Source organism: Prevotella sp. E15-22, assembly GCF_023204875.1.
Classification (GTDB): domain Bacteria; phylum Bacteroidota; class Bacteroidia; order Bacteroidales; family Bacteroidaceae; genus Prevotella.
Map to the genome: position 1 here is coordinate 731,882 of NZ_CP096247.1, position 13,073 is coordinate 744,954.

Annotated in this window: 9 protein-coding genes; 6 read left to right on the forward strand and 3 right to left on the reverse strand. The window is 47.3% G+C overall.

Annotated elements, in window-relative coordinates; all coding sequences use genetic code 11:
• Window positions 1-278 precede the first annotated feature (278 nt).
• Complete coding sequence (rsmA, locus tag M1D30_RS02750) at window positions 279-1,106, forward strand: 16S rRNA (adenine(1518)-N(6)/adenine(1519)-N(6))-dimethyltransferase RsmA (protein WP_248506012.1); 828 nt, start codon at window positions 279-281, stop codon at window positions 1,104-1,106.
• A gap of 409 nt (window positions 1,107-1,515) precedes the next feature.
• Here the strand turns inward: rsmA and M1D30_RS02755 are convergent, their stop codons facing one another.
• Both M1D30_RS02755 and M1D30_RS02760 read right to left on the reverse strand, forming a co-directional pair.
• A complete protein-coding gene (locus M1D30_RS02755) occupies window positions 1,516-2,190 on the reverse strand; it encodes a peptidylprolyl isomerase (protein ID WP_248506014.1) in 675 nt (224 codons plus the stop codon).
• On the reverse strand, window positions 2,187-3,572 hold the full coding sequence (locus tag M1D30_RS02760; RefSeq protein ID WP_248506015.1) for an MATE family efflux transporter: 1,386 nt from the start codon (window positions 3,570-3,572) through the stop codon (window positions 2,187-2,189). Before M1D30_RS02760 ends, M1D30_RS02755 begins: the two co-directional genes overlap by 4 nt.
• Window positions 3,573-3,792: 220 nt before the next feature.
• On the opposite strand from M1D30_RS02760, the gene M1D30_RS02765 reads away from it, so the two are divergent.
• From M1D30_RS02765 to M1D30_RS02780, 4 genes are all read left to right on the forward strand, one after another.
• Window positions 3,793-5,844 carry a hypothetical protein gene (locus tag M1D30_RS02765; RefSeq protein WP_248506017.1) on the forward strand — a complete coding sequence of 684 codons (2,052 nt, stop codon included), beginning with the start codon at window positions 3,793-3,795 and terminating at the stop codon, window positions 5,842-5,844.
• Between the two features lie 7 nt (window positions 5,845-5,851).
• A complete protein-coding gene (locus M1D30_RS02770) occupies window positions 5,852-6,727 on the forward strand; it encodes a DUF4380 domain-containing protein (protein WP_248506019.1) in 876 nt (291 codons plus the stop codon).
• A gap of 364 nt (window positions 6,728-7,091) precedes the next feature.
• Window positions 7,092-7,688, forward strand: a complete 597-nt coding sequence (locus M1D30_RS02775; protein WP_248506020.1) for a DUF6088 family protein — start codon at window positions 7,092-7,094, stop codon at window positions 7,686-7,688.
• Window positions 7,689-7,707: 19 nt separating this feature from the next.
• Entirely contained in the window at window positions 7,708-8,727 is a 1,020-nt protein-coding gene (locus M1D30_RS02780; protein WP_248506022.1) for a nucleotidyl transferase AbiEii/AbiGii toxin family protein, read from the forward strand.
• Window positions 8,728-9,638: 911 nt separating this feature from the next.
• Here the strand turns inward: M1D30_RS02780 and dnaK are convergent.
• On the reverse strand, window positions 9,639-11,531 hold the full coding sequence (dnaK, locus tag M1D30_RS02785; RefSeq protein ID WP_248506046.1) for a molecular chaperone DnaK: 1,893 nt from the start codon (window positions 11,529-11,531) through the stop codon (window positions 9,639-9,641).
• A 168-nt stretch (window positions 11,532-11,699) separates the two neighbouring features.
• Here dnaK and M1D30_RS02790 point away from each other — a divergent pair, with 168 nt between their 5' ends.
• Window positions 11,700-13,022 (forward strand): hypothetical protein, encoded by a 1,323-nt coding sequence (locus tag M1D30_RS02790; protein WP_248506047.1) that lies wholly within the window; start codon window positions 11,700-11,702, stop codon window positions 13,020-13,022.
• Window positions 13,023-13,073 lie beyond the last annotated feature (51 nt).

Here is a 13,073-nt window from a genome sequence, read left to right on the forward strand (position 1 = left end):
GGTTTATTTGAGAATTTGAAAGTGTAATTCTGTGAATATGCAATCTGACTTAGATGGGATTTTCATATCTTTGCAAAAACTAATACAATGTAAATCTATTTAATATAATCTTTTGGTCCTTACTAATTAACTATTAATGCACAGGTCTGGCGGTTCAAGAGTGATTCGCCAGACTTTTTTCAGTGAAGGTGTTCCTTCTCTTTGGCTGATATCATGTTCTAACTTCCTTTTTCTGCAGATTTTTTTGTTATATTAATAATAATGTGTAACTTTGCAATATGAAGCAAGTAAGACCCAAAAAGAATCTTGGTCAGCACTTCCTGACCGACCTCTCAATAGCCAAGCGCATTGCCGATACGGTTGACGCCTGTCCAGACATTCCTGTATTGGAGGTGGGACCTGGTATGGGTGTGATGACACAGTACTTGGTAACAAAACCTCGTTCCTTTAAGGTGGTGGAAATCGATCGCGAGTCGGTGGCCTATCTGAAGAATACCTTGTTCAAGGAGCAAGGGGTAGAGAGTGAGGAGCAAGAGAAACCCATCATTGAGGGAGACTTCTTGCGAATGGACCTGCGCGAAGTGTTTGGAGGACAGCAGTTTGTGCTTACGGGTAATTATCCCTACGATATTTCGTCGCAGATTTTCTTTAAGATGCTTGACAATCGCGATCTCATTCCATGCTGCACGGGCATGATTCAGCATGAGGTAGCTGTGCGTATGGCTTCGCAACCAGGCAATAAGCAGTATGGCATCCTTTCAGTATTGATTCAGGCATGGTACGATGTCGAGTATCTTTTCACCGTTGAGCCCGGTGTGTTTAATCCACCTCCCAAGGTTCAGAGTGCTGTTATTCGTATGACTCGCAACAAAGTTCAGAAACTGGGTTGCGATGAGGAGTTGTTTAAACGCGTGGTGAAGACAGCGTTTAACCAGCGCAGAAAGATGTTGAGAGTATCTTTGAGGCAGATTTTGCAGTCTGAGGCTATCCAGATGATAGCTGATTCTATGTTCTCAACGTTACGCCCCGAACAGCTTAGTATTCAGCAGTTCGTCGAATTGACTAATTTGGTCGAAAAAGCGTTGTGTGCGAACACAATCGCTTGATTTTAATCAATAATAGAGGCTTTTTTCATCAAAATGCGACGAAAGTTGATACAACGTATCGATTTTCGTCGTACCTTTGCATCGTCAAAAGAAACAAAGAGATCTTCAATAGAGTTAGTTTAAAGGTAAAAGATTAAGCCTTGTGAAAGGTGAGAGAGAAAGTATAGAAAGAGTTAGTAAATGTTCAATAGGTTAGTTAGTATTTTTTTAGGTTAGATTGTTTAAGGACAAGTAGGTATTAGTAAGGTAAAACAAAAGATTTGTTGTAAGGGTAACAAAAGTAGAAAAGGTTTTTAGTTATTAATATCGTAAGAAATGCAGGTCAAGGTAAGAGAACCAAGACCTGCTTTTTTTGTTTCCCGTAAGGAAGGAATCTTGAGTCCTTAGGAGTGTTTGGTCCCTAAGGACTTTATTTTTTGACGACCGTTGCATGTAGAATGCGTACATCATCAACAGGACGGTCATAAGTGTCGGTAAAGGATTTTAGAATGCGTTCAACGACATCAAGTCCCTCGGTCACTTCACCAAAAACGGTGTATTGGCCATCAAGATGGGGTGAACCTCCAACCTTTCTGTAGGTCCAAAACATTTCGGGGGTGATGTCGGCCTTGCCATCGGTAGCTTCTCGTACGCGTTTTTGAATAACCTCAAGGTCTTTTGTGGCATATGTCTTTCCCCAGACGATATAAAACTGACAGCCACTGGAGCGACGCTCAGGATTCACCTTGTCGCCTTCACGGGCCATGGCCAAGGCACCACGTCGATGATAATGTGTTGGAGTGCGGAACTCAGCCGGAAGGGTGTAGTCCAATTCGCCTGTTCCTAGTACAGTACCAGGCTCGGCATTCTTACTTGTTGGGTCGCCCCCCTGAATCATAAAGCTTTTGATAACGCGGTGAAACAGAAGCGAGTCGTAGAACTGCTCGTTGACCAGCTTTAGGAAGTTGTCGCGGTGGATGGGCGTGTCGTCATATAGCATCACGCGGATGTTGCCTTCTGTAGTTTCCAGAAGAACTTCGTTGGTTTGCGCTTTGCTCAGTGCCGTAAAGGTCAGCATGAGCATAAGAATGATGGTTTTCTTCATGATTGCTTAGAATTTGTTATAAGTTTCTGATTCCATTTACCAAAGAATAGGCGTCCCAGGAAGATGAGACCGCGGAAGGTGAGTTCTGTGGCCATAGCCATCCATACGCCCTTGAGTCCGTAGTCACGTGCCAGATACCATGCTAGCGTTAGTCGCACGCCCCACATGGACAGTAGACTCATGATGGCAGGTTTTAGGGTGTCACCTGCACCAACAAATATGCCGTTGCACACAATCGCTGCCGCAAATAATGGCTCGGCCCACGCCTCAATACGCAGCACCTGTGTACCTTCGGCAATAACCTCATCGATAGGCGACATGATGGTCATCAACTCGGGAGCGAATATCCACATGGTGATGCCCATCAAAGTCATGACAATGATACCCATCAGAACTGAAAGATGTGCAAACGAGCGGGTGAGTACACGTTGGCCGGCTCCAATTCCCTGACCCACCAGTGTGGTGGCAGCCTCTGCAATACCAAAGCCTGGCATATAACAAAGACTCTCTACTGTGATTGCCAGCGAATGGGCTGCAATAGCAACCGTTCCCAAGGGTGCCACGATATAGGTACTCACAATATATGCACTACCCATCAACATGTGTTGTAATCCCATGGGAGCACCAATTTTGAAGGCCGTACCAATCGTGTCGCTTTTAGGACGGAAAGAGCCTGGAAATCCTTTTAAGCGCAACATATTAGAGCGTATTAGGAGGAAATATAACATAAGGCCTGCCGTTATAAGTTCTGCCAGGCCAGTTCCCATCGCAGCTCCCATGACACCAAGGTCTAATATATATATAAAGATGTAGTTAAAGACAACATCCATCACACACATACCAATATTCAGCATTGAGGGAATTTTCATGTTTCCCGAACATTTCAGCATTGATCCGGCGAGTCCCTCCATCTGAAAGAAAATGCCGCAGAGACCGATGATGGCGAAATAAAGCGAGGCATCGTGGGCTATTTCCGCATTGCCCCCTAGCCAATAGGGGAGGAATGGGCTGATGCCAAGACAAATTGCGCTGATGATGATACTGAAGATAAAGCAGCATACCAATCCCTGCCTTAGCACACGGCGTGCACTCTGGAAATCGTTGGCACCAATGAAGTGTGCCACCTGAACAGAGAAACCCATATTGGCTGCCGAGGCCAATCCACCCATGAGCCAGCCAGTGCTTTCCACAATGCCGATGGAGGCCGAAGCCTTGGCGCCGAGGTGGCCAACCATTGAGGCGTCGATAAAAAACATCACCGTAGCCGATATCTGGGCGAGGATAGAGGGGATGGACAATTGCACAATAAGTCGCAACTTCTCGCGCTGCGTCATTGTGCGTCCTTCACGTATGTATGAGAGCAAATCTTGACTCTTGCTCATTCGCTTCTGAAAATAAAATGAATGAATATTGTTAAATCTCAGCAAAGATACGCCTTTTTCATGAAATGGCCAAACCTTTCTTGTTTTTTTGATATTTGTTTCGACTTTCAGCGCTTTATGTGACATGGTGCGAAGGAAACGAAACATATACAAAATGTTTTTTCGTGTTTTTTTGTTACTTTTGCAGGCTGAATACGAATACAAAAACCTTTAAACGTATATGAGGAAATTATTTTTATTAGCATTCTCATTGGCTGCCACGTTGACAGTCAATGCGCAGAACCCGTATCTGCCCTTGTGGGAGCATGTGCCCGATGGCGAGCCCCGCGTATTTGAAGATCCCGATCAGCCGGGTAAGTATCGTGCCTACATCATTGGTTCGCATGATGTGAACTATTCTGCCTACTGTGGTCCCGACATCCGCATGTGGTCGGCTCCCGTGGAAGACCTTAGTCAATGGCGTGACGAGGGTCCTATCTTCTCGTGGTTTGTCAACGGCCAGTGGGATACGATGTATGCTCCCGATCTTGTGGTAACCACCGATCGCAAAACTGGCAAGAAGACCTATTGGCTCTATCCCCATTCTCGCGGCAATGGCCGTATTGCCATGGTTTGTAAGGGCGACCGTCCCAATGGTCCCTTCACCCCTGTGAACCTGACTCCCGATGGTACGCGCTGTGTGCAGGGCTCGCTCATTGATTTCGATCCCTCTGTATTCATTGAGAATATCACCGACAAGAAAGATAAGGACTATGACAAGGGCTTCCGTGCCTATGTGTTCTATGGCTTCCAGCACTCTACTGCTTGCGAACTCGACCAGAACACCATGTACTCTAAGCGTCCCGGCACCGACCTGATTGACCCCTTCATCCCTGCTGTTAGCGCCGATGGTCGCCTGTTGGATAGAGCCGGTAGCGAGTATAAGGCCCTCTATAAGGGTCAGGACCCCAAGGATTTCAATTTCTTTGAGGCCTCAAGTATCCGTCAGGTGGGCAACAAGTACGTGATGGTGTTCTCGGGCTATTCTGGCAAAGAGTACGGTTTGGGCAACACCAACTCAGCCCTGCGCTATGCTTATGGCGACTCACCCCTTGGTCCATGGCGTTCAGGTGGCGTGCTGGTTGACTCGCGTGGCGTTGTGCTCAACGAGGATGGCTCTAAACTTATCACAACCAATGCCGGTCACAACACCCATGGCTCTCTGCAGGAGATCAATGGCCAGTGGTATGTGTTCTATCACCGTCCTCCCCGTGGCTTCGGCAATGCCCGTCAGGCTATGGTGGCTCCAGTGAAGATTACATGGGACAAGAAGCCTGTGGCCAAGGGTGGTAAGGTGGTGATCACCGGTTATGACCCCTATACCAAAGATAATGTGTGGACAGCTAAGGCTACCGATGGCAACGAATATACTGGTGCCGAGGTGACCAGCGAGGGCTTCCAGATCTTCGGTCTGGCTCCCTATAACTACTACAGCGCTGGCTATGCAGCCTTTATGTATGGCCCCAACAGCAACAACTGGATGCAGGACAACCACGACGTGTGGAACAACTCGATGGACCTGGCCGGCATTCAGAACGGTGGCATCGTAGGCTTTAAGTATTTCGGCTTCGGTGGACTGGCCAAGGACACCAAGGGTTGCAAGGCCTTCGAGGGTACCAAGGCTGGCGACAAAACTACGCTTGGCATCAATCTGACTCCCAATGGCAAGGGCGCCTTCAAGGTTCACGTCATGTTGGATGATCCTTGGAAGGGTCAGGAGATTGCTGTCGTTGACGTGCCCGCCAATGCCGAGCGTAAGGCAACGATGTATTATGCAGCTGTTCCTGCTGTCGAGGGACTCACCGGCAAGCACGCCATCTATCTCGTGACCGATGGCCCCGAGGTGCAGCAGCCCCAGCAGCCTCAGGGACGTCCTGGTGGCTTCGGTGGTCGTGGTCCTCAGCAGCCTCAGCGTCCGCAGGGCTTGTTCGACCTCCACGGAATCAGCTTCTCTAAGGGTGCAAACCATACGGCTCCTGTTGTGCCTCAGCTCACCATCACTGCCGATGGCAAGAAGCTGAATATCCCCTCTACGCCTATCCGTTTCAACAATCAGAATGGCTATGCCGACCAGATTCGCTATCAGGTCTATGGTCCTCTGACTGTTGGTACCAAGCTCGAGGCCAAGGCCAATGTGCCTGGTGTGAAGGTTGAGGTGAGTCCTATCGTTGAGGGTCGTGCCACTGTGAAGGCCACCTACAATGGTCAGACCAAGATATTCCTGATTAACTAATATGTTCATGATGAAGAGATTCTGTTTCATAGCCCTGCTGACAGGTTTTGCCCTGTCGGCATGGGCAGACAGGAACGAGGCTGAGGATGGCATCGTGACACTTAAGAGTGGCCACGCCGCTATCGCCATCGACACCCAGAAGGGTGGTAAGGTGTTGTCGCTCAAATACGACGACAAGGAGGTTATCTCACAATCGCGCTTCCCCGAGTCATTCGGTAGCACGTTCTGGACAAGTCCGCAGAAGGAGTGGAACTGGCCCCCTGTGAGCGAGTTTGACAAGCAGCCCTATCAGGTGAAGGAGCAGAGCGACAAACGCTTGGTCATCGCCAGCAACCCGTCGCAGCGCCTGGGAATGAGTGTGGCCAAGGACTTCTCTCTGGGCAAGCAGGATGGTTCGTTTGTGGTCACCTATTCTATCAAGAACGAGGGCAGTGAGGCCCGCAGCGTTGCACCTTGGGAGATTACCCGTGTGCCCAATGCCGACGGACTCATCTTCTTCGAGGTTGTTGATAGCATCTGGCCTACAGGACTGATGACCTTCACGGAGGCCAACGGTGCTTCATGGTATGCCACCGACGACGCTCAGCAGAATCGTAAGATCAATGCCGACGGTAAGGGCTGGCTGGCCTTCGCAGGCAATGGCCTGTTGTTGGTCAAGGCCTTCGACGATCTGAAGGCTGGCGAACCTGCTCCTGGCGAGGCCGAGATTCAGGTGTATGTGAATCGCGGCAAGAGTTTCATCGAACTTGAGAGCCAGGGTGCCTATAAGCTGTTGCAGCCTGGCGAGAGCCTTTCGTGGACCGTTCGCTGGTTCTTGACTCCCACCGCAGAGACTCAGCCTTCCGCCTCGCTTGTCAAGACAGTGAAGAAACTCATCAAATAAATAAGTATCGAAAAAAAGAATGAGATTGTCCAAGTGGACAATCTCATTTTTTATTTCACAAATATTTTCTTTCCTCCTCGAATTTGACATTCATTGATTTACAACTATTTGCGTGAGCTTGGCGTTTCAATGTTGCAAAATGCATAAAAGCATCCTTGTAGCAAACATCTAATAACCATCGGCAAAGGTATACATTTTTTCAAAATAGAGATAAGAAAACCAATATAAATGCATCGGAATAGTCAATAAGTCTTAAAAAAGCGTCTAATTTCGGACAAAAATGCAAAAATACCATGCTTTTTCTTGTTTGTTCCGAAAAAAATATCTAATTTCGGACAGAAATTTAAGGATTAATTATAATTGTATGCCCCAGATACTATCAAAGGAGATACGGAATCGCATCGTTTCAGGTGGTGAAAATAAGATGTACACCATTAGCGATTTTGCCGACTTGAACAACGACTCGTTGGTTACGAGAGTGTTGTCAAGGCTGGAAGAGGAAGGTATGCTTGTGCGATTGACCCAAGGACTATATCTCTACCCCAAGCAAACTCGGTTTGGCATTGTTAAGCCTACCCCGTATGAAATTGCCAAGGCTGTAGCAGGAAAAGACCATGCAAAGGTGATTCCTTCAGGTGCCATGGCGTTGAACGAATTGGGCTTATCTACTCAGATTCCTACCAACGCAGTGTTCATCACCAATGGAACACCACGCACAATAAAAGTTGGTAATCAGATCATCACTCTGAAACGGGCCGTACCAAAGATGTTCTCATTCCAAAGTACCTTGTTCCCTTTGGCCATTACGGCCATGAGGGATCTTGGGGCTGCGAATGTAGATGATACTATGGCAACTCGGATTATAGAGATATTATCAAAAGATGACAAAGAGGCAATCAAAGCTGACTTTCTAAAAGCACCAGCTTGGATTAGAAAGAAACTGGCTCCTCTGTATTCATAATTATAATGAGGTATAAGGAATGAAACGACAGCAGTTATGGACAGACCTTGACATCAGTGAGCGTCAGGTGATACTTGAAAACGTCAGGGAGAAACGGAAGCTTGACGTTATCGCAATAGAAAAGGACTTTTGGGTCAGCATGGTCCTAAAAGCTCTATTCTCATTGCCCGTACGAAAAAGCATTGTATTTAAAGGAGGAACTAGTTTGAGTAAAGGCTGGAACCTTATTGACAGGTTCAGTGAAGATATTGATCTCGCAATCGATCGTGAGTTTTTCGGCTTTGCCAAAGATTTAGGCAAAAACCAACGCGACAAATTACGCAGGACCTCGAAGAAGTATATCGAGGAAACACTTGCTCCAACTCTCGCAAATCAACTTGGTGAATTAGGGCTGGCAGACCAAATCAATGTTGTAGTCCCGCCTGTCAAGGAGTCAGATAAAGACCCGGTGGAACTCTTTATAGAATACAAATCTGTGCTTCCCTCCATCAATCCATATATCAATAAACGGGTGAAGTTGGAGATAAGTTGTCGTTCCATGCGAGAGCCATTTAAGGAGATTCCCATGCGTTCGATGATTGCAGAGGAATATGCTAACGAGCCTTTCGCAGAAGCCCCATTCCCTGTTCCAACAGTATTACCGGGACGGACATTCTTGGAAAAGGCATTTCTTTTGCACGAGGAGTTCAATCGCCCCAATGGTTGCACGCACTTAGAACGCCTGACCAGGCATCTTTATGATATTGAGAAGATGATGGACAAGCCATTTGCAAAAGAAGCTATGAACGATAGCCAGCTCTATAATGACATTGTGGAGCATCGGAGTAAATTTACTGCTTGGAGTGGACTTGATTATAAAAGTCATCAACCCTCAACGATTTCATTTGTTCCACCATCAGAGGTTGAAGATAGTCTGCGACGTGACTATACCAGTATGCAACAGAACTTCATATATGGTGACTCACTACCCTACGACATGCTGATAGATCGCATAAAAGAACTACAGCAGCGATTCAGAGAAATAAAGTATAGGGACTAAGATTTATATTCCAATTGCTTCCTATATACGGAATCTAAAGTGTCAATGTACTATCACTGTGTCACTTGTTGAGTGACTTACGAAGTTGTTTACTCAATTTTTAAAATCATATTCCGAAATCAAAGCTCTCCGTCCTTTTTCAAAAAGGATTCTTTTCCCTGTTTCATAATCATGGTACTCATAACATATTTCTGTGAAAGGCCCCATATCCCCTTGAAAGATACAATAAATGTGAGGACAACCAAAATAATGCGTATCATAGAAATTCGTTTCCTTTTAACATTTTTTTTTTTTGCGTTTGAGCCACGAAAACTATTAAAAAATCTTAATTGTTTACGTTTTGCCTCGCATTTTTTATCTTTGTGTGTCACTTATGTCAGATACCTACAAAAATAATTATTAATTTCGCACATTGAAAAAAATATTAAAAATCAAATTAACAAAACTAGAACAATGACACAACAGCAGCTTACCGCACTTGCCACAGTAATTCGCAGCATCATAGCGCAGGAGACCAAACATACAGATACAGATGATACAGATGTTTTCTAAGAGTTATTCGCGTACATGCGCACGCATGTACGCGTAGAGTTTTTAAATTTCATCTGTATATCTGTATATCTGTATTGATGATACTTTTCACATGTAACTATCATATTTACCACTCGTAAACATCATATTTACCACTCGTAAACATCATATTTATATAAAATAAGCCGATGATATCTCGTTGGGGTATGTGCAACGTGCCAAATACACAAAGTTTAACTAAAATAAAAATCGGTGCAACTCAATGAGTTACACCGATTCGTTTATCATTGCTCTCGGCTTGCACTTTACTTGACTTCGTCGAATAAAGGCTGCGCCTCGGCTATGCTCATGCAAGCATGGCATTGCTTTCGGCTTGCACTTTACTTGACCTCCTCGAAGTCGGCATCCTGGATGTCGTCCTGAGTGTTGGTCTGCTGCTGTTGCTGCTGACCGGCGTCGGCACCGGGCTGAGCACCAGCCTGCTGGTACATCTTCTGAGTAGCGGCGTTCATCACCTGGTTCAAGTTGTTCATTGCAGTGTCGATAGCTGCAACGTCACCTGCCTTGTGAGCATCCTTCAACTGATTAACGGCAGCCTCTACGTTGGCCTTGTCGGCACCCAGCTTGTCACCATTCTCGTTGAGGAAGGTCTCGGTCTGGAAAATCATAGAGTCGGCCTGGTTCATCTTGTCGATGCGCTCACGCTCCTTCTTATCGTTCTCTGCGTTGGCCTCAGCCTCAGCCTTCATGCGGTTGATCTCGTCCTGTGACAGACCAGATGAAGCCTCGATGCGGATGGCCTGCTCCTTACCGGTAGCCTTATCCTTGGCAGATACCTTCACGATACCGTTGGCGTCGATGTCGAAGGTCACCTCAATCTGAGGCACACCACGACGGGCGGGAGCGATGCCGGTGAGGTTGAACTGACCCAGGCTCTTGTTCTGAGAAGCCATAGGACGCTCGCCCTGCAGCACGTGGATGGTCACCTCTGTCTGATTGTCAGCAGCGGTAGAGAATACCTGACTCTGCTTGCAAGGAATAGTGGTGTTAGCATCGATCAGCTTGGTCATCACACCACCCAGGGTCTCGATACCCAAGGTCAGAGGAGTAACGTCGAGCAGCACGATGTCCTGACCAGTCTCCTGGTTGAGGATAGCGCCTTGGATAGCAGCACCAACGGCTACCACCTCGTCGGGGTTCACACCCTTTGAAGGCTCCTTGCCGAAGTAGTTCTTCACCAGTGTCTGCACAGCAGGGATACGGCTTGAACCACCCACGAGGATCACCTCGTCGATATCTGATGTAGAGATGCCTGCGTCGCGAACGGCGTTCTGACAGGGCACCAAGCAAGCCTGAATCAGGTTGTGGGCCAGCTGCTCGAACTTAGCACGTGTCAGGGTCTTCACCAAGTGCTTGGGAACACCACCCACGGGCATGATGTAGGGCAGGTTAATCTCAGTAGATGTTGTGCTTGACAATTCAATCTTAGCCTTCTCGGCAGCCTCCTTCAGACGCTGCATAGCCATAGGATCGCTCTTCAGGTCGGCACCCTCGTCGTTCTTGAACTCCTGTACCAGCCAGTCGATGATCACCTGGTCGAAGTCGTCACCACCCAGGTGTGTGTCACCATTGGTAGAGAGCACCTCGAACACACCACCACCGAAGTCGAGGATTGAGATATCGAAAGTACCACCACCGAGGTCGAACACGGCAATCTTCATATCCTTGTTGGTCTTGTCAATACCGTAGGCCAGGGCAGCTGCCGTAGGCTCGTTCACGATACGACGTACGTTCAAACCGGCAATCTGACCAGCCTCCTTCGTAGCCTGACGCTGAGAGTCAGAGAAGTATGCGGGCACGGTGATAACGGCCTCAGTCACCTCCTGACCCAGATAGTCCTCAGCGGTCTTCTTCATCTTCTGAAGCACCATAGCCGAGATTTCCTGAGGAGTATACTTACGACCGTCGATGTCAACACGTGGATAGCCACCCTCGTTAACTACAGAGAATGGTACGCGTGAGATCTCCTTCTCGGTCTGCTGCCATGTCTCACCCATGAAACGCTTAATTGAATATACGGTGTTCTTGGGGTTGGTGATAGCCTGACGTTTGGCGGGATCGCCAATCTTACGCTCGCCACCCTCAACGAAACCTACTACAGAAGGCGTTGTACGCTTACCTTCGCTATTTGCTATAACGACAGGCTCGTTGCCTTCAAATACTGATACACACGAGTTTGTTGTACCTAAGTCAATACCAATAATCTTTCCCATAATATATATATTTTAATTGTTATCGTTAAATGTTTCCGATGATGAAATAGCAAAGCGTGTGCCAAAAATACTTTTTTTTGCATGAAACGTCCATTTATCGCGCCATTTTGTCATAAGTATAAAAAAAAATTGTATCTTTGCATCCGGATTAATCTAAAATTGTGAGATATGAAACGATTTTTGATGTGTTTGTTGGGCTCGTTTGTCATGGCGACTACTCAGGCTCAGAGCGACGGACACGGTTATATTGTGAAGACCAAGGGAGCCAAGAAGGTGGCTGTGGCCGAGGATTCTAAGTCTGACGAACCCATTCAGGAGTCCGAACCTCAGGACTTTTTCGAAAAGAATTTCCGTTTTGTCAGTCTGTGCGACTGGCAGGAGGGCATGCGCTTTATGGTCATTCCCGACAAGAAGGATATGGTCATTAAGACCTTTGCCGATGCCTCCACGGGTATGATGGTGCCCAGCTCCAAGCTCCGCCATATGATTATGACCTATAAGGGACATGATAATAACCACGGAGGACTGCATGAGCGCATCTATTTCAACTGCGAGGACGACGGCAAGGAATATTATTACGAAGTACCCACACTGTCGTTCGACGACTATTGCCATGGTCCTCTGGGCATTCCCACGCTGGCCTATCTGGGCGATGTCGATGTAGCCCGCCAGTTGCTCACAGATACCACGCTCTTCACACTTGCCAGCGAGTATTATGTTGACACACAGCTCAATGGCGACGGCTTCGAGACCATCAAAGACGTCCCCGTAGGTACCGAAGTTCAGGTCAAGGCTATAGGCGTTGGAACACGTAATTTCCCTGTTAAAGTAATTGTTGCCGACAAGAGTGGCCGTGAGTTCTACCAGAATGTAGCTATCAGTCGCACCAATAGTGGCCTGCGTAATGATGAGTATCAGATTAGCAACATGGTAATCCACACTTTCAAGGGTGCCTTCGAATTGCTCTCTGACAACATGGCAGCCAGCAAGGTCTATCAGAAATATATTGGTCAGGAGGTCTACACCCTTTTCTCTACAGCCATGGCCGATGCCAATGGCCGTACAGCACAGGTGGCGCGTCTGTCTACCTTTGTGGTTAAAGACGTTCAGGCCGTGCGTGGCCGGAAAACTGTCAAGTTGACACTTCGCGGCGTAGGCTCTGGCAGAGAGTATACCAAGGAGGTCATGCTTCGCAGCGCCAGTGTCATTGGCGATATTGACGGTCAGCACGAGGAGTCGTTCTCCAACCTTTTCGCCATGGGTAATCCTCTGAAACTCGATGGCGTGAAGAAAGAGCATATGAACGATATCCAGAAGAGCATCGTTCGTATTGGCTATTCCGAGAACGAGGTACGCCTGGCATTAGGCGAGCCCACCCATAAAGGCTCAGACGGCAAACACTTTACTTGGGTGTATAACAACCCTGGCAGAAGTTATGTCTGTGTCTATTTCGACAGCAGCCTGCATCTGGTCACCAGCGTGAAAAAATAACGAATCGTATAAACCGCATAAAAAAGAATCCCGCTCTTTACAGGGCGGGAT